Raw genomic sequence first — 17,775 nt, 5'->3', positions numbered from 1 at the left:
CTGCTATGTTATGACTAAAGATGGCTTTTACTTTAAACAGAAAATACTTTCTGTGTTAAGTAACCATATAAGATTACGCCGAGGTGTAATTGATTTGTTAAAAAAGGAGTAACGGTTATGGATGCAAAGGAAGATTATATTAAAAAGCTTATAAGACCACGTGCGGATATTTTTATTGAAATGGAACAATACGCAAAGGAACATCATGTTCCAATCATGCAATTAACAGGAATGCAATCATTAATTCACTTACTTTCTTTGCAAAAACCTAATTCACTTTTAGAACTCGGTACTGCCATTGGTTATTCTTCGATGCGCATTGCATCTAAATTAGAAAATACAAATATTGTAACGATTGAAAGAGATAAAGAAAAAGTAGTGATTGCAAATCAATTCATCGAGCGAGCAAATTTACAAAATCGCATCCAAGTCATTGAGGGAGATGCATTGGAAATTTCCGATGATTTGTTTCAGGATACTCGTTTTGATGCAATATTTATTGATGCGGCAAAAGGTCAATATAAAAAGTTTTTTGAAAAGTACGCACCATTTTTAAAAGATGGAGGCGTTATTTATTGTGATAATTTATTGTTAAATGGATTATCCGACCTTCCGATGAGTGAAGTACCGAGAAGGAAAAGAACCATGGTACGAAACCAACATCAATTTACGGAATGGTTGATAAATCATCCGGACTATGACACATTGTTCCTACCAGTTGGAGATGGCATGCTAATTAGCATAAAGAGGTGAAAAAATGAAAAAAACGGAACTTTTAGTAACTCCTACAAGTATCAATCATATGAAAGAATTAATCCAAGCAGGAGCAGATGCCTTCTTAGTGGGCGAACAGTTTTTTGGTTTGCGACTTGCAGGAGAATTTTCTGTGGAAGATATTGAAGTTGCAACAAAACTAACAAAAGCGCATAATAAAAAAATATATGTAGCGATGAATGGGCTTTTTCATAATGATAAAGTAGAACTATTGGCTCCTTATATCCAAAAAATGCAGAAGATTGGTGTCGATGCAATAGTTTTTGGTGATCCTTCCGTTATTATAGCGAGAAGAGAAGCTGAAGTGGCAATTCCTCTTCACTGGAATACCGAACAAACTGCGACCAATTATTTTACTGCAAATTATTGGGGGCAACGTGGCGCAACAAGAGCGGTTCTTGCAAGAGAACTAAGCTTAGATGAAATAGTAGAAGTCAAGGAAAATGCAGAAGTACAAATCGAAGTACAAGTGCATGGAATGACATGTATTTTTCAATCGAAACGTGCGTTACTAGGTAATTATTTCTTATTTCAAGATAAAGCAATGGAAGTAGAAAATCGCTCCAAAAATAACAATATGTTTTTGCATGATAAAGAACGCTCGAACAAATATCCTATTTATGAAGATCAAAATGGTACACATATTTTCAGCCCTAACGATATGTGCATGATTGATGAATTAGACGAGCTTTTAGATGCAGAAATAGATAGTTTGAAAATTGATGGAGTTCTACATGATCCAGCATATATCACAGCAATAACGGGTTATTATCGACAAGCGATTGATGCGTTTTATGATTCACGATCTGCTTATAAAGATATCAAAAAAGAACTTTATAAAAAAATTGAAGAAATACAACCTCCACTAAGACCACTTGATACTGGATTTTTCTTTAAAGAAACGGTGTATTAAAGAAAGTGGAAGATGCCTAAAGGCGAGACAATAACTGAGTAAAAAGAGAACTTTCTTATCAGTTAAGAAAGGGAAGGTAACGCGTGACAACAAAAATAGATAAAATAAGTGAACAAATTGATGGCAAACGAGTGATCACCAAAAAACCAGAACTATTAGCACCTGCGGGGAATTTAGAAAAGTTGAAAATTGCTGTGCATTATGGGGCAGATGCTGTCTTTATCGGTGGACGAGAATTTGGTCTTCGATCGAATGCGGGGAATTTTTCAATTGACGAAATGCGTGATGGTGTGGAATTTGCAAAAAGTTATGGAGCAAAAGTTTATGTCACAACGAATATATTTGCTCACAATGAAAATATGGATGGCCTGGAAGAATATTTACAAGCAATTGAATCAGCTGGAATAACTGGTATTATTGTAGCGGATCCATTAATTATTGAAACTTGTCGAAACTCTGCTCCAAGATTAGAAATTCATCTAAGTACCCAACAATCTTTATCCAACTGGAAAGCAGTTCAGTATTGGAAAGAAGAGGGATTACATCGTGTTGTGTTAGCAAGAGAAACAAGCGGTGATGAAATACAGCTAATGAAGGAAAAAGTAGATATCGAAATTGAAGCTTTTATCCACGGTGCTATGTGTATTGCATATAGTGGGAGATGCACGCTTTCCAATCATATGACTGCTCGGGATTCTAATCGCGGTGGTTGCTGTCAATCGTGTCGTTGGGATTATGACTTATATGCGCAACAAAATGGTGAGGAGCAGGCTTTATTTGAAGCAAATGCCGTACCATTTGCTATGAGTCCTAAAGATTTAAAGCTTGTAGAGTCCATTCCAAGAATGATAGAACTAGGTATTGACTCATTGAAAATTGAAGGGCGCATGAAGTCGATTCACTATATTGCAACAGTTGTAAGTGTTTACCGTAAAGTAATTGATGTATACTGTGAAGATCCTGAAAACTTCAACATGCGAAAAGAGTGGTTAGAAGAACTTGAAAAATGTGCTAATCGTGAAACGGACACGGCATTTTTTGAAGTGGAACCAGGTTTCGAACAACAGATGTATGGGGTACATGATAAAAAACTAGGATTTGACTTTGTGGGTCTTGTACTGGATTACAATGATGAAACCCAAATAGTTACTTTGCAACAACGTAATTTTTTCAAACCTGGTGAAGAAGTGGAGTTTTTTGGACCAGAAATTGAAAATGTTCGAATTGTACTAAAAGAAATAACGAATGAAAAAGGACAATCATTGGATGCGGCAAGACATCCATTAGAAATTGTACAATTCAAATGTCCGGTGAAATTGTATCCAAATAATATGATGAGAAAAGGGATGAAATAATGTCTAGTAGAACCCCTCTTATTATTGGGATTACTGGTGGTTCAGGTTCTGGTAAAACGAGTGTAACAAATGCAATAAGTGAAGTTTTTAAAAACCATTCTGTTGTTGTAATTGAGCAAGATTACTATTATAAAGATCAAAGTCATCTAAAGTTTGAAGAACGATTAAATACAAATTATGATCATCCTTTAGCATTTGATAATGATTTACTTATTGAGCATATTCATAAATTGCTGAACAATATTGCAGTCGAAAAGCCAGTTTACGATTATGCACAGCATACTCGTTCAACAGAAACAATTGTAATTGAACCAAAGGATGTAATTATTTTAGAAGGAATATTAGTATTGGAAGATGAGCGTCTTCGAAATTTAATGAATATAAAATTATTTGTCGATACGGATTCTGATTTACGTATTATTCGTCGTATTTTGCGAGATATCCATGAAAGAGGACGTACTGTAGATTCAGTAGTAGACCAATATATTAATGTCGTTCGTCCAATGCACAATCAATTCATTGAACCAACCAAAAGATATGCGGATGTAATTATCCCTGAGGGTGGTCAAAATGAGGTTGCGATAGATTTAATGGTTACAAAAATAAAAACTATTCTTGAAACTGACGTTATTGTGTAATATGATGATTGTGGATTGACAATTATTTCATGAAATTCATATCATTTAAAATCTCAGCATATGAATGGTACATGAATATGTTTAAGTGTGTATTTAAAGGAGTGTATGAGAGTGTCAACAGAGAAACAATATCCAATGACAGTTGCTGGTAAACAGAAGCTAGAAGACGAATTAGAACTATTAAAAACGGTTAAACGAAAAGAAGTAGTAGAACGTATTAAAATTGCAAGAAGCTTTGGGGATCTTTCTGAGAACTCTGAGTATGATTCTGCAAAAGAAGATCAAGCATTTGTAGAGGGAAGAATATCTACAATTGAATCGATGATCAGAAATGCGGTAATTATTGAAGAAGAAGAAAATAATGATGTAGTTTCCTTAGGGAAAACGGTAACATTTATTGAAATTCCTGATGGAGACGAAGAATCATACACAATCGTTGGTTCAGCTGAAGCAGATCCTATTGAGGGACTAATTTCAAATGATTCTCCTATTGCAAGAGGTTTACTTGGAAAATCTACAGGAGATAAAGTGAAAATCACCACTCCTGGTGGAGAAATGGACGTTCAAATTATTTCGATATCTTAAATTTGAGAGGCAGTAAACATAATTGTTATGCACCATACTAGTGAGAGCGTTTTCATTAGTTTGTGTGCAGCCTACATATTTAGGTAGTAATTCACTACTGAGAGGTAAACTTATCGTTTACCTCAGACTGTAGACAAACTCGATAAAAATCGAGCTTGTCTACAGTCATTTTTTTATAAAATAGAAAGTAAGAATAATTGAGTCCGAAAGAGATACTCGCTTTCTGCTGACTAATAACCGGTCTTCTCCTTCTCTTACGCTTTAAGCGGGGTCTGGTCGCAAATAAATATACCGCTGCACTAAATCCTAGTATGTGTAGAAAAAATGCATCGAATAGTTTTTTAAAGAAATACAAAAGTATATGAAATTAGCTGCAAGTAAGAATTAAAAGTTGTGCCCTTAATCTTACAATGGTTTGATCTTGATTATTTTTTACTTTTACTATCCACAGTATACATAAATCTGTGGGTGCATGATTAGAGTAGGTGGTACTAGAGAAAAATAGATAGTATCCATTGGTAAAGAAGCTCTGAGCGGACGAAATTGTATCTTCGTCCGCTTTTAAAAGAAATAGGAAAGAATCTAATCTCTCATTAACCAAACCTAATGCACCATGTCTCTACATACTTCAAGAGGGCGACGGACAAACATTCGCCACAAAATTACCGAAAAAAATGTAGCTGTAAGTGACGCAGTCACTTACAGCTACACAATTCCAACGGTAATAGTGTAGCCTATGTTTCGTCCAAAGCACTCAGGAAATAGTAAAGATAGTATGAACTTAAAGAACGCCAGCGTTTTTCTTATTAAACGAAACAAAATGAGCTTTCTATTCGTCTTATTTAAATATCCAAATTCATTAAGGGGGAATACTATGTCAAATTATAATCATAGAACGAATTCTAGATTAAACAAAAACAACCGGAAGAAAAAAGGGAACAACATATTAAATATCCTTATAGGAGTAGTTTTACTATTAATTATTATAGTAGTTGTAAACATTGTAACGGATAAAGGAACGGACTCTGCAAAGGAAAAAAAGGAAGCAACCCCTAACGAAGAAGTAAAATCTGAAGATGTAAGTGCAGATAACACTGATGAAGCAGATAAGGCAGTTATTCCAGCTGAAGGTGACGATGTTAAAGAGGAATCAAATACGGAAAATCAAGCGTCTTCAGTTGAAGAAGAGTCAAAAAGTGATGGGAATGTAACGGTAGTTACCGAACCCTCGAATAATTCAAAAATAGATGAGATAACTATCGACCCTACTTGGACACCTATTGGTACAACTCAAACAGGTGAGCATGTCTCCAGTTATGACAGTCACTCGGTTGATTATGCTGAAAAAGTTAAAGCGCTATCGTATGGTTCAGGATTAGACGCTTCTAATATGTTTGTAAAGCGTTTAGGTAATGGAGGAAGTCCACAAAAATCTGTTGGTACCGTTACATCAAAAGATGGGAAGGAAATTTATCGAATTCAATTAGAATGGATAGATGGACAAGGATGGATACCAACGAAAAAAGAAAAACTAAAATCTCTAGATGACGCCTCTTGACGAAAGAGGCGTCTTTGACTTATGTTAAAAGGAGTGCTTTTTTTAAGAAAGGTGGAAACAAGATGAAAATTGCAGTAATTGGGGCAATGGAACAAGAAGTGGAATTATTAAGAGATAAAATTGAAAATGCGGAAACAACCATTATAGCAAATAGTGAATTTACAGTGGGTACATATAAAAACCAGGAAATTATTTTATTGAAAAGCGGTATTGGAAAAGTAAATGCAGCAATGACAACTACTATTTTGTTAAATGAATTTAAACCTGAATATGTGATTAATACTGGCTCTGCTGGAGGTTATGATCCAGCCTTAGAGGTTGGAGCTATCGTTATTTCGGATGAAGTTCGACATCATGATGTAGATGTTACAGCATTTGGCTATGAAATAGGGCAAGTTCCACAGCTTCCAGCAGCTTTTAAAGCGGATGCTCATTTAATGAAACTTGCAGAAGAAGCGGTTAGAGAAATAGGAGAACACCAATCAGCAACTGGGTTAATTGCTACTGGTGATATTTTTATGCATAATCCTGAGAAAGTCGAAGCTGTACGCAATAATTTTCCTCAAATGAAAGCGTGTGAAATGGAAGCAGCTGCGGTAGCACAAGTTTGCCATCAATTTGATGTACCATTTGTCGTAATACGTGCGTTATCAGATATTGCAGGAAAAGAATCTTCTATAAGTTTTGACGAATTTTTACCTGTTGCAGCAAAACATTCTACGGAAATTGTTTTGAGTGTCATAGAAAAATTATCATTTTCATAAGATAGATTTGTAATGGAAAAAGTTCTGTAATATTTATTCATTCATATGTTATGATGGAAGTATAAAAAGGCTTTCGTTATAACAAGGAGGGATATTGTGATTTTTATCATGGCCTTGTCTATTTTAATTACTGCAGTACTAGGTTTTATAATGATAGCAGAGACAAGCGAAGATTAATCTCTAAGCTCTTTTGGTGTTAACATCAAAAGAGTTTTTTTCATGTATATAGGATTGATATAGTTTTACAAGTGCACGCTTTTCAATTCTGGAAACGTAGCTTCTCGAAATTTTCAATTGTTTCGATATCTCTTTTTGGGTCATCGGTTGATAACCTATTAGGCCATAACGACGTACAATTATTTCTAACTCTCGTTTTTCTAAATTTGATAAATGCTTATATAATTTATTCATATCTTCTTGATCAACGAGTTGTTCATCTGTGCTTTTTTCAATACCTTGTAGTAAATCGGTGATTTCTAAAGAATGCCCGTCTTTATCCATACCTATTGGTTCATGTAATGAAACATCTTTTTGAACTTTTTTTAGTGACCGCAAATACATAAGTATCTCGTTTTCAATACATCTAGCTGCATAAGTAGCTAGCTTTGTTTTTTTTGTTGGTGTATAACTATTTACTGCCTTCATCAATCCAATCGTACCTATTGATATATAATCATCGAGAAGCTCATGTTTTGGGTGAAATTTTTTTACCACATGTGCCACTAATCGCATATTGCGTTCTATCAGTTCATCTCTTGCTGTCATATCACCTGCTAGAAATCGATCAATCATTACTTTTTCTTCCTCAGGTGTAAAAGGCTGATGGAATGCCTGACCCTTTAAGTAACCTAGAACAAGCGGAAGTTCGGAGACAATACCTATAAAAGCAGTAAAGAGACCAGAGATTGTGTTCACCTCCATCTGTTTATAGGATTAGTATATGTCGAAAAATGCAAGAATAGAACGTAGGAACAAGTATAAGCACTTATAAAAAAAGAAAAAGACTATGTTATTGAAGTTGGGAAAATAAAAAAACGACCGCAGTCGCAGCCGTTCAAGATGAAAAGTTAAATTTATACTTTTCTGAGGGTAAATGTACTAATCATTAAAAATGCAAATAAAATAAATAAGAACATGTAAGTTACCGGAGGAACGTAATTGATAGCAAAATAAGATAATGTTACGATGACGCCTGCTACAGTAATTGGAAGTCCAGTAAAGTATCCATTAGGTTCTGAAATATTAAATCGTGCAAGTCTAAATGCACCACAAGCAATATAAATTACGGTAATAATCATTCCTGCAACACTGAAATCTTTTAATACTAATGAATATATGAGCAATGCTGGAGCAACCCCAAAAGAAATGATGTCGCTCATGGAATCGAGCTGTTTACCCAATTCAGATTCAAGTTGAAATTTTCTAGCAACCATTCCATCAAATCGATCTAATAAACCAGCTACAAATATAAATAACACGCTATATGTGTAATGTCCATTCATTGTTGCCATAATTGCTGCACCACCAAAGGCAAGATTAGCAATCGTAATCATGTTTGCTGCCTGTGATTTCAATTTTTTTACGGTATTTATCATAACGTTTTGTAAATACATTGCAAATCACTCCTTTACAAATTATATATCTGTTCATTATACTTCGGTTAAGAAAAAATTGTAAGCTATTTTTCATAGGGGGATTAAAATGAGAGAAAAATTATACCAATCAATGATTGAATTAACAAACGGAAAGTGGACCTCCTACATTATCAAAGGATTTGCACAATCGAAATTGAGTAAAAAGATGATTCCATCTTATATTAAATATTTTGATATAACAATTCAAGAAATATCGAACAATATCCAGGATTTTTCTACTTTGCATGAATTTTTTATTCGAAATGTTAAACAAGAATCAAGACCAGTTGAACAATTAGAAAGTGCCGTTGTAAGCCCTGTGGATGCGAAAGTAGAAAAGTTTGGAACTATTTCACTGGATGGTGTTTTTCATGTAAAAGGAAAATCTTATACTCTACGAGATATCATAGGATCTGAAAAACTAGCAGATGAGTATGTAAATGGAAAATATATTGTTTTATATCTTAGCCCCGCTGAGTATCATCGTATCCACGCACCTACAGACGGCAAGGTTCTTCGTCAATATATACTGGGGAACAAATCTTATCCAGTTAACAAATGGGGGCTGCAGTATGGTAAAAATACGATAAGCGGTAACTATCGTTTATTAACTGAGATAGAAATGCCTAACACGAAAAATTGTTTTTTTATAAAAGTTGGAGCAATGTTTGTGAATTCTATTGAACTTACGAATACATCTAAAGGCTGGATCAAAGGCGAAGAAGTGGGTTATTTTTCGTTTGGTTCAACGGTCGTTATGTTATTTTCGGAGGATAGTATAGAATTTGCTCCGACAGTTCAAGAAGGGAAGTTTATCCGAATGGGTGAGTTAGTAGCAAATATGCTATAATCATTAAGGAAAAGCGCAAGGCGCCTGGAGAATAGACAGATACTTTGTGAAAAATATAATTTCTTATTCATAAAAGAAAAGTGCCGAATTGGAGTGTTCGTTGTTGTATTCATATTTTATTCCAAATGAATTTGTAAGAAGCGTCTTTCATATTACTCCAAAACTTTTGGAGGAAAAAGGGATCAAAGGTATTATTACTGATTTAGATAACACGTTAGTTGAATGGGATCGACCGGACGCAACGCCCCAACTAATTGAATGGTTTGCATCGATGAAAGATGCAGGTATTCAAGTAACAATAGTGTCAAATAATAAGGAAATGCGTGTGCAATCATTTGCAGATCCCATAGGAATTCCGTATATTTGTAAGGCTAAAAAACCGTTAGGGAAGTCTTTTCAACAAGCATTGAAAAAGATGTCTGTAAAAAAAGAAGAAGTCGTTGTAATTGGAGATCAGCTTCTAACGGATGTATTTGGTGGAAATAGACAAAAGCTTCATACAATTTTAGTCATACCGGTAGCAAAATCGGATGGATTTATTACGAAGTTTAACCGTCTTGTAGAGCGAAGAATTTTTCGCTATTTAGATAAAAAAGGGCAAGTTACATGGGAGGAAGAAGCGTGACAGAAGCACCAAAATGTATCGGTTGCGGTACAACTATTCAAACAGAAAATATAGGGGATCCAGGATATGCACCTGCATCTTCTTTAGAAAAAGATTTTATTATTTGTCAACGTTGTTTTCGGTTAAAAAATTACAACGAATTACAACCTGTTTCCTTAACGGATGACGATTTTTTACGCATATTAAATGGTTTAGGAACGCGAAAAGGACTAATTGTTAAAATCGTAGATATTTTCGATTTTAACGGAAGCTGGTTACCGGGGTTACATCGTTTTGTTGGGAACAATCCAATTCTATTAATCGCAAACAAAGCGGATTTACTTCCAAAATCAGTGAAGAAAAATAAAGTGATTAACTGGATGAAGCAGGAAGCGAAAAAACTAGGTCTTTCTCCCATTGATGTCCTTTTTGTTAGTGCACACAAAGGAACAGGAGTACCAGAAGCAATTGATGCAATTGAACATTATAGAAAAGGTGAAGATGTTTATGTGGTAGGTTGTACTAATGTTGGGAAGTCAACGTTTATTAACCGAATCATTAAACATGCAACTGGGGAAGATGCGGTTATTACAACTTCTCATTTTCCAGGCACAACCCTTGATATGATTGAAATTCCGCTAGATGATACCAAGGCATTATATGATACGCCAGGAATTATTAATCATCATCAAATGGCACATTTCTTAGATCCATCTGAACTTAAATTTATAACACCGAAAAAAGAAATTAAACCAAAAGTGTTCCAGTTAAATAGTGAACAAACTTTATTCCTTGGTGGTTTATCCCGTTTCGATTTTATTAAAGGGAAAAGATCTGCATTTACTTGTCATATTGCAAATGAGATTCCAATTCATCGGACAAAACTCGAAAATGCGGATAATTTATATAAAGAGCATAAAGGAAAGTTATTATCTCCACCTTCAGAGCAGTTTGTGGATTTGTTGCCGCCTTTAGTAAGACATGAATTTAAGATTAAAGATCCGAAAACGGATATTGTATTTTCTGGCCTTGGATGGATTACTGTTCAGCATGGCGATGTAATTGTTGCCGCGCATGCACCTGTAGGAGTGGAAGTTTCTATTCGTCCATCGCTTATTTAGGAGGAAATAGGATGAAAAAATGGTTTGCTGTAATTGGAAATCCGATCTCTCATTCATTATCTCCTTACATGCATGAAACATGGCTTAAAGAAAATAATATTGATGCGAGTTATATTCCAATACATGTGGAGGAAGGAAAGTTAGGGGACGCCGTGAAGGCACTCAAGCTTTTGGGATGCAGTGGTTGGAATGTTACGGTTCCTTATAAAAATGAAATTATTCCTTTTTTAGATGAAATAGATGATTCTGCTAAAGGAATTGGAGCAGTAAATACCGTTGTAAAAACGGAAGATAATCGATTTGTTGGGTACAATACGGATGGATTAGGTTTTATCCAATCGCTTGGACCCATACCAACCGACAATCAAATTCTATTTCTTGGGGCTGGTGGTGCAGCTCGGGGAATTGCACATGCATTAAAGCAATCTGGATTTAGAAATATTTTTATCGCAAATCGGACACGTGCAAATGCGGAACAATTAGTGAATGATTTGCAAATGGGACAAGCCATTGATTTGCAAGAAGCAGAAGAACGTTTATATGAATTTGATATTGTTATTCAAACAACCCCTCAAGGGATGAAAAATCAAGAAAATACGTTGCCAATTCAGCTCCATAAAATAAAAGAGCATGCAATTGTTGCGGATATTGTATATAATCCATTAGTTACCCCTTTTTTAGAGGAAGCAAATAAATACAATGTTCGCACAATCAATGGTTTAGGTATGCTCGTGCATCAAGGAGCCATCGCATTTTCATATTGGAACGGAATAAAACCGAATTCAGATAAAATGGTGGAAAGATTAACAGAGCAATTAGGAGGAAATTATGTTAACAGGTAAACAAAAAAGATTTTTGCGTAGTCAAGCGCATCATTTGCAACCTATTTTTCAAGTAGGTAAAGGTGGAGTTAATGATGCAATGATCAAACAAATTGGTGAAGCACTTGAAGTTCGAGAATTGATTAAAATTAGTATTTTACAAAACTGTGAAGACGAAAAGCATGAAGTTGCAGAAACACTTGCAAAAGGTACTAATGCAGAACTAGTGCAGTTAATCGGCTTAACAGTTGTATTATACAAACCATCGAAAAATAATAAAAGAATCGAGTTACCAAAAGCGAGTCGTGCATGAGTAAAAAAGTAGGGATATTAGGTGGCACATTTAATCCACCTCATATAGGTCATTTAATCATCGCCAACGAAGTGCTTTCAGCATTGAATTTAGATGAATTACGGTTTATGCCAAACGCAACGCCACCTCATAAAAAGAAGGACGAGCGTATTACAGTGGCTGAAAGGCTAAAAATGGTGCAACTGGCAATAAAAAATGTTCCGAAAATGGCTGTTGAAACGATTGAAATGGATCGTGGCGGCACATCCTATACATTTGATACAATGGAACTTTTACAAGCGAGAGAGCCTTCTACAACGTTCTTTTTCATTATTGGTGGAGATCAAGTTGAATATTTACCAAAATGGTATCGAATAGACGAGCTTGTAAAAAAAGTGCAAATAGTGGGAGTTCCTAGACCAAATACTTCGATTGAAACTGCATATCCTATTATTAAATTGGAGATCCCTCAAATTGAATTATCTTCAACCCTTATACGAAATCGACTGGAGAATGGAAAAACAACTAAGTTTCTCATTCCTGAATTAGTGAGAGATTTCATTCAAAAGGAGAAGTTATATGAAATTCGATAATCTTCTGGAACAAATAAAAGAACGAATGCCATTACAACGTTTTGAGCATACAAAAGGTGTGGCAACAACAGCTATTCGTTTGGCTCAGAAATATGGAGAAAATCCAGAGCATGCTGAAATTGCTGGGATTTTGCATGATGTAGTGAAATTTGCGGATAAAGAATGGCTGAAGCAGATGATTATTTCAGCGCATTTAGACCCGCTTCTATTAACATTTCATCATGAGTTATGGCATGGACCAGTTGGAAGTATCGTGGCCAAAAATGAGTTTTTGATAGAGTATGAAGATATTCTCCATGCTATTCGTTTTCATACAACTGGAAGAGCAGGAATGTCCAATTTAGAAAAAATTATTTATATCTCGGATATGATAGAGCCAAGTCGGAATTTTCCGGGGATAGAGTTTTTAAGAGAAAAAGCTGAAATAGATTTAGAAGAAGCAATGATTAGTTGCGTGACACATAGTATTACATTTTTGATTGAAAAAAAACAACCGGTATTTCCGGATTCATTTCATTGTTACAATGATTTGATGCAAAAGAGAGGAAAAGTGAAGGAATGAATTCTTCAACATTATTAGAAATAGCTTATAAAGCAGCCGATGACAAACGTGCAGATGATATCGTTGTACTTAATATGCAAGGGGTATCGTTACTTGCGGATTACTTTTTAATCTGTCATGCAAGTTCAGATCGACAAGTGCAAGCTATTGCAAAAGAACTTTCAGAACAAGCGACTATCGCAGGGTATAATGTCAAACGTTTAGAAGGTTTTGATGAAGCACGCTGGATTTTAGTTGATATGGGAGATGTTGTTGCACATGTGTTCCATAAAGATGAACGTTCTTATTACAATTTAGAACGTCTTTGGGGAGATGCACCAATGATTGAAGTTGGAATCGATGCATAATGGCAATGTACGACCGGTTTGCATTTATCTATGATCGATTGATGTCCGATATACCATATGCAAAGTACGCGGAATGGGTGCAAAAAGAAGCACCCACTTCTGCTGGTACTAAGTTAATCGATATCGGCTGTGGTACGGGTGTATTAAGCGTACAATTTGCCCAAGCAGGTTATGAGGTACTTGGGGTTGATTTATCTGAAGCTATGCTGACAATTGCTCAAAATCGTAGCGACGAAAATAATACCTCTATCTCGTTTATTTGTCAGTCCATGGTTGAATTAGATGGTGTTGAAGAAATGGATGTAGCAGTTATTGCAATTGATTCTTTAAATTATTTAAATACTTTAGAAGAGGTTGAACAAACGTTTCATCATATTTTCCGATCGCTTGTGAAAGGCGGTCAGTTGTTCTTTGATGTCCATTCCCTTTATAAAATGGACGTCATCTATCCAGATGGACCTTTTACTTATGAGGATGACCAGGTTGCATACATCTGGAATACTGAATTAGGTGAAGATCATCATTCCATTTATCATGATATTACTTTTTTCGTTCGAGATGATACAAAATATTATGAGCGGTTTGAAGAAACGCATTATCAACGAACATTTCCAGTAGAGAAGTACGAAAACCTTCTGAAAAAGGTTGGATTCTCTTCTGTTTTTGTTTCTACTTCTATTTTTGAGGAACAATCGAAAGAGGAAGTAGAAAGATTTTTTATACATGCAGTAAAATAATCCTTTCCAAATAGGGGTAAATTTAGTATAGTTTCTTTAACTCCATATAATTTACCTCTAATTTAGAGAGGATGATATTACTGGTTCTTTCTTTTTTCCAAAAATACAAGAAGCAACTGTTGCTCCCAACGACTGTTGTTATTGCAGTAACTTTCTTCTTTATAAACTCCCAACTCAGATCAGCAAATCCCACAGCTGAAATAATTCAACCTATACCATTTTATGAATCATCCCAAGTAGAAGAAGCATTAATTGAATATGAGGAAGAAACACGTATATTTGTCGAAGTAAAAGGTGCAGTCTATAAGCCAGGAGTCTATGAACTTTTAACTGGAGATAGGGTCTTAAAAGCAATTGAGCTCGCAGGAGGCTATTTACCAACTAGCGATAGTAAAAGCATTAATCATGCGCTAAAAGTGGAAGATGAAATGGTTATTTATGTCCCTGTTGAAGGGGAAGAAACAGAAGAGGTACTCAGCCAATTCCTAAACCCGCAAGGAGAGCGTACGGACTTAGTTAATATTAATAAAGCCGATGCATTGATACTGACAACTTTACCAGGTATTGGGCCAGCAAAAGCAGAAGCAATTATTGCTTATCGAGATGAATCTGGCTTATTTAAAGAAACACAAGATTTAATGAAAGTAACAGGCATCGGAAAAAAAACATACGAGAAATTAGAATCGCTCATTACTGTGAAGTAAATAATTGTGATGTTGACGTTTGATTGTACAAACTACTAAACTAAGAGAAGTATTAATTTTGGGGGTAGTTATATGGAGCGTATTACATGGGACCAATTTTTCATGGCACAGAGCCATTTACTTGCTTTAAGAAGTACATGTACACGATTAGCGGTTGGAGCAACCATCGTACGAGATCGTCGAATTATGGCAGGCGGATATAACGGTTCTATCTCAGGTGGCGACCATTGTATCGATCATGGTTGTTATGTTGTAGATAAACATTGTGTACGTACAATTCATGCGGAAATGAACGCTCTTTTGCAATGTGCTAAGTATGGTATATCGGTAAGTGGAGCAGATTTATATGTCACGCACTTTCCTTGTTTGCCATGCACAAAATCGATTATCCAAGCGGGGATTTCTCGACTCTATTATGCACAGAATTATAAAAATAACGACTATGCTATGAAGCTGTTAGTACAAGCAGATATAGAGGTTATCCAAGTTCCATTTGACGAGCGTAAAATTGACTTCTTAAGTGATGAAAAAGTTGCCCTTTATACAGAGCTAATATCAAAACTTCGTGAGAAAGGAGCAAGTAAGGAAGAATTGGCACCTTATGAAGAGAAGGTGACAGAATTATTCGGACTATAGTTATAAGAGGAAATTTGATCTATATTGCTATATTTATTGTAATTGCAGCTATCGCTGCTTATGAATCGGTCACCGTTTTGTTTATGTTTGTACTTGTTTTTTCTTGGTTAATCTATAAGAAAAAGCATAGTTTATTTATCTTAGGTACTATTCTCATTGGTTTTTTTTCCTATTTTTATTTTAATGCTACAATTCCTAAGCCTTCTAATGTAGGAGACATTTCTGAAATTACGTGGACTGACGATTATCGAATTAATGGCCGATTTGTTCGAGGATTTGCGTTTGGTAATGATCGCAAGAAATGGTATGTGCAATTCAAAATACAGTCAGAGCAAGAAAAAGAAATATTAATGAACACACCTCTATCTGGTAAAACTTTCAGGATAGATGCACAAGAAGCTCCCAAGAGGCCATTGTCGCATGCATATGCTTTTAATATGGATGATTATATAAAAAGTAATGGAGCTGTTGGACAAGTAGAAGTAGAAAATTATCAATATGTAAGGGAAAGCCATGGCTTTGTAAGTTTTATGGCGACAAAACGATTTGAATTAAAGCGGCATATTCAATCGACATTTCCTGTATCCTTACAAGCGGAAGCAGAAGCATTATTAATTGGCAGTCGTGAACAAATGCCTTCAGACTTGCAAAATGCCTATCAAACATTAGGAATAACACATCTATTTGCTATTTCTGGACTTCATGTAGGCTTAGTTACTCTTCTTTTGCATGAAATACTCATTCGCAGCGGGATAAGAAGGGAAACGGCAAATTGGTTGCTAATCATTGCACTTCCTCTCTATGTATTTTTAGCGGGAGGAGCACCATCTGTTTGGCGATCAGTTTCTGTAACAGAAATTGTGTTAGTTAGCATGTTGTTAAAGCGGAAAATTGCGATTGATGATGCTTTTTCTCTAAGTGTAATTGGATTTGTTTGTTTAAGCCCTTGGGTTGTTTATCAAATTGGTTTTCAATTATCTTATTTAGCCGCATTTTCTCTTATATATTCTTCTATTCTTTTGAATAATTGTACTTCCTATTTAAAACAATCATTTGTTATTACGGCTGTGTGTCAGCTCATGGTATATCCTATTTTAGTCTATCAATTCTATGAAGTATCCATTTCTTCTTTCCTCGCAAATTTAGTTTTTGTCCCATTATTTTCTTTTATTGTACTACCAGCCAATCTTTTTTTCCTATTATTAACGTATATATCAACTTCAATTAGTAACCTACTCTTTTCCATTTATGAGCCTCTTCGAAATATATTGGGTGTGATAATAACTTATTTCGGTAGTTTGCCTTTTCAATTATGGAATCCGATGAAACCTACCCTTTCATACATTTTTTTCGCCTATTTTGGCGTGATCCTATTTTTTATATCAATGGAGAGAAGAAAAAATAAGCTGTTTAGTTTCATTTTACTTATTTTACCTATGGTAATGATGCATATCACACCTTATTTGGATGCATCCACTAGAATTACATTTCTAAATGTAGGGCAAGGAGATTGCACTATTATTGAAATGCCATATCGAAAAGAAGTCATCATGATCGATACAGGTGGATTATTAAGATTTGAAGAAGAAAAGTGGAAAGAAACAAAAGAAGTGTATGAAATAGGGAGGCAAATTGTTGTTCCATTTTTAAAAGGAAAAGGAATTACAAAAATTGATACGTTAGTTATTACTCATGCGGATGCAGATCATATGGAAGGTGCGGAAGAAGTTTTAGAAGTGATAAGGGTAAAAGAAGTTCATATTTCTCCAAATTCACATAAGAAAGAAGTAATGAAAGATTTAATGGAAGAAGTAGGGAGACAAAAAATTCCTCTATTTGAAAAAAAAGAAGGGGATCAAATAGCATCCAAATACTTTCAACTTCACTACATTAGCCCAGCGGATGTAGAATATGAAGGCAATAATGATTCACTCGTACTTTCAATGAGAAATGATCATTTCCAAGGACTTTTTACAGGAGATTTGGAGAAAGAAGGAGAAGAGGAGCTTGTTCGCAAATATTCAAAAGAACTTCAGCAAACTACATTATTAAAAATAGGTCATCATGGAAGTAAAACATCAAGTATACAATCTTTTTTAGAACTTACTCGCCCTAAAATTTCCATTATTTCAGCTGGATACAATAATCGGTATGGTCATCCGCATCCTGAAGTTGTAGAACGTTTAAATAACTTGAAACTTCCTTTTTTACAAACAGGAACAGATGGAACGATTGAAGTAGAGATAACAAAAAAAGGAGAGATACTTGTAACAACACCATAATAGAA

21 protein-coding genes are annotated in these 17,775 nt (G+C 35.0%); 19 read left to right on the top strand and 2 right to left on the bottom strand.

The genetic code is table 11. The annotated features are described in order from the left end of the window. Positions 1–117: 117 nt before the first annotated feature. The 7 genes from ACEPXD_RS11710 (at position 118) to mtnN (ending at position 6,587) form a co-directional block, all read left to right on the top strand. Positions 118–753 carry an O-methyltransferase gene (locus tag ACEPXD_RS11710; RefSeq protein WP_391116140.1) on the top strand — a complete coding sequence of 212 codons (636 nt, stop codon included), beginning with the start codon at positions 118–120 and terminating at the stop codon, positions 751–753. Between the two features lie 4 nt (positions 754–757). Next, positions 758–1,687 carry a peptidase U32 family protein gene (locus ACEPXD_RS11705; RefSeq protein ID WP_391116139.1) on the top strand — a complete coding sequence of 310 codons (930 nt, stop codon included), beginning with the start codon at positions 758–760 and terminating at the stop codon, positions 1,685–1,687. An 83-nt stretch (positions 1,688–1,770) separates the two neighbouring features. Beyond that, the gene (locus ACEPXD_RS11700) at positions 1,771–3,042 is read left to right on the top strand and encodes a peptidase U32 family protein (protein WP_391116138.1); all 1,272 of its coding nucleotides are present in this window, start codon (positions 1,771–1,773) and stop codon (positions 3,040–3,042) included. Beyond that, complete coding sequence (udk, locus tag ACEPXD_RS11695) at positions 3,042–3,680, top strand: uridine kinase (RefSeq protein ID WP_391116137.1); 639 nt, start codon at positions 3,042–3,044, stop codon at positions 3,678–3,680. The genes ACEPXD_RS11700 and udk overlap by 1 nt, the downstream gene beginning before the upstream one ends. Positions 3,681–3,791: 111 nt before the next feature. Beyond that, positions 3,792–4,265, top strand: a complete 474-nt coding sequence (gene greA, locus ACEPXD_RS11690) for a transcription elongation factor GreA (protein ID WP_391116136.1) — start codon at positions 3,792–3,794, stop codon at positions 4,263–4,265. Between the two features lie 874 nt (positions 4,266–5,139). Then, positions 5,140–5,823, top strand: a complete 684-nt coding sequence (locus ACEPXD_RS11685) for a YrrS family protein (protein ID WP_391116135.1) — start codon at positions 5,140–5,142, stop codon at positions 5,821–5,823. A 62-nt stretch (positions 5,824–5,885) separates the two neighbouring features. Then, the gene (gene mtnN, locus ACEPXD_RS11680) at positions 5,886–6,587 is read left to right on the top strand and encodes a 5'-methylthioadenosine/S-adenosylhomocysteine nucleosidase (RefSeq protein WP_391116134.1); all 702 of its coding nucleotides are present in this window, start codon (positions 5,886–5,888) and stop codon (positions 6,585–6,587) included. A 180-nt stretch (positions 6,588–6,767) separates the two neighbouring features. On the opposite strand, the gene sigK is transcribed toward mtnN, so the two are convergent. Both sigK and pssA read right to left on the bottom strand, forming a co-directional pair. Next, positions 6,768–7,493 (bottom strand): RNA polymerase sporulation sigma factor SigK, encoded by a 726-nt coding sequence (gene sigK / locus ACEPXD_RS11675; RefSeq protein ID WP_391123198.1) that lies wholly within the window; start codon positions 7,491–7,493, stop codon positions 6,768–6,770. 167 nt (positions 7,494–7,660) lie between these two features. Then, positions 7,661–8,200, bottom strand: a complete 540-nt coding sequence (gene pssA, locus ACEPXD_RS11670) for a CDP-diacylglycerol--serine O-phosphatidyltransferase (RefSeq protein ID WP_391116133.1) — start codon at positions 8,198–8,200, stop codon at positions 7,661–7,663. Between the two features lie 88 nt (positions 8,201–8,288). On the opposite strand from pssA, the gene ACEPXD_RS11665 reads away from it, so the two are divergent. The 12 genes from ACEPXD_RS11665 (at position 8,289) to ACEPXD_RS11610 (ending at position 17,770) form a co-directional block, all read left to right on the top strand. After that, positions 8,289–9,071 (top strand): phosphatidylserine decarboxylase, encoded by a 783-nt coding sequence (locus tag ACEPXD_RS11665; RefSeq protein WP_391116132.1) that lies wholly within the window; start codon positions 8,289–8,291, stop codon positions 9,069–9,071. A 100-nt stretch (positions 9,072–9,171) separates the two neighbouring features. Further along, positions 9,172–9,696: a YqeG family HAD IIIA-type phosphatase gene (locus ACEPXD_RS11660; protein ID WP_391116131.1), complete on the top strand. Its 525-nt coding sequence runs from the start codon at positions 9,172–9,174 to the stop codon at positions 9,694–9,696. Next, positions 9,693–10,796, top strand: coding sequence for a ribosome biogenesis GTPase YqeH (gene yqeH / locus ACEPXD_RS11655; RefSeq protein ID WP_391116130.1), 1,104 nt, complete (start codon positions 9,693–9,695; stop codon positions 10,794–10,796). The genes ACEPXD_RS11660 and yqeH overlap by 4 nt, the downstream gene beginning before the upstream one ends. Positions 10,797–10,807: 11 nt before the next feature. Then, positions 10,808–11,638: a shikimate dehydrogenase gene (gene aroE / locus ACEPXD_RS11650; protein WP_391116129.1), complete on the top strand. Its 831-nt coding sequence runs from the start codon at positions 10,808–10,810 to the stop codon at positions 11,636–11,638. Next, on the top strand, positions 11,625–11,930 hold the full coding sequence (gene yhbY, locus ACEPXD_RS11645; protein WP_391116128.1) for a ribosome assembly RNA-binding protein YhbY: 306 nt from the start codon (positions 11,625–11,627) through the stop codon (positions 11,928–11,930). The genes aroE and yhbY overlap by 14 nt, the downstream gene beginning before the upstream one ends. Next, positions 11,927–12,502 carry a nicotinate-nucleotide adenylyltransferase gene (locus ACEPXD_RS11640; protein ID WP_391116127.1) on the top strand — a complete coding sequence of 192 codons (576 nt, stop codon included), beginning with the start codon at positions 11,927–11,929 and terminating at the stop codon, positions 12,500–12,502. Before yhbY ends, ACEPXD_RS11640 begins: the two co-directional genes overlap by 4 nt. Next, the gene (yqeK, locus tag ACEPXD_RS11635) at positions 12,489–13,064 is read left to right on the top strand and encodes a bis(5'-nucleosyl)-tetraphosphatase (symmetrical) YqeK (protein WP_391116126.1); all 576 of its coding nucleotides are present in this window, start codon (positions 12,489–12,491) and stop codon (positions 13,062–13,064) included. Before ACEPXD_RS11640 ends, yqeK begins: the two co-directional genes overlap by 14 nt. After that, the gene (gene rsfS / locus ACEPXD_RS11630; protein ID WP_151700411.1) at positions 13,061–13,411 is read left to right on the top strand and encodes a ribosome silencing factor; all 351 of its coding nucleotides are present in this window, start codon (positions 13,061–13,063) and stop codon (positions 13,409–13,411) included. The genes yqeK and rsfS overlap by 4 nt, the downstream gene beginning before the upstream one ends. Next, positions 13,411–14,148 carry a class I SAM-dependent DNA methyltransferase gene (locus ACEPXD_RS11625; RefSeq protein WP_391116125.1) on the top strand — a complete coding sequence of 246 codons (738 nt, stop codon included), beginning with the start codon at positions 13,411–13,413 and terminating at the stop codon, positions 14,146–14,148. Before rsfS ends, ACEPXD_RS11625 begins: the two co-directional genes overlap by 1 nt. Positions 14,149–14,219: 71 nt before the next feature. Further along, positions 14,220–14,852, top strand: a complete 633-nt coding sequence (locus ACEPXD_RS11620; protein ID WP_391116124.1) for a helix-hairpin-helix domain-containing protein — start codon at positions 14,220–14,222, stop codon at positions 14,850–14,852. A 72-nt stretch (positions 14,853–14,924) separates the two neighbouring features. Next, positions 14,925–15,488, top strand: a complete 564-nt coding sequence (locus ACEPXD_RS11615) for a ComE operon protein 2 (RefSeq protein ID WP_391116123.1) — start codon at positions 14,925–14,927, stop codon at positions 15,486–15,488. 14 nt (positions 15,489–15,502) lie between these two features. After that, positions 15,503–17,770 carry a DNA internalization-related competence protein ComEC/Rec2 gene (locus ACEPXD_RS11610; protein ID WP_391116122.1) on the top strand — a complete coding sequence of 756 codons (2,268 nt, stop codon included), beginning with the start codon at positions 15,503–15,505 and terminating at the stop codon, positions 17,768–17,770. Positions 17,771–17,775: the final 5 nt, after the last annotated feature.

The sequence above is a fragment of the Psychrobacillus sp. L3 genome (assembly GCF_042945595.1).
GTDB lineage: Bacteria > Bacillota > Bacilli > Bacillales_A > Planococcaceae > Psychrobacillus.
Note: the sequence above shows the minus strand (reverse complement) of the source record. Positions and strands in the feature narration are given on the sequence as shown.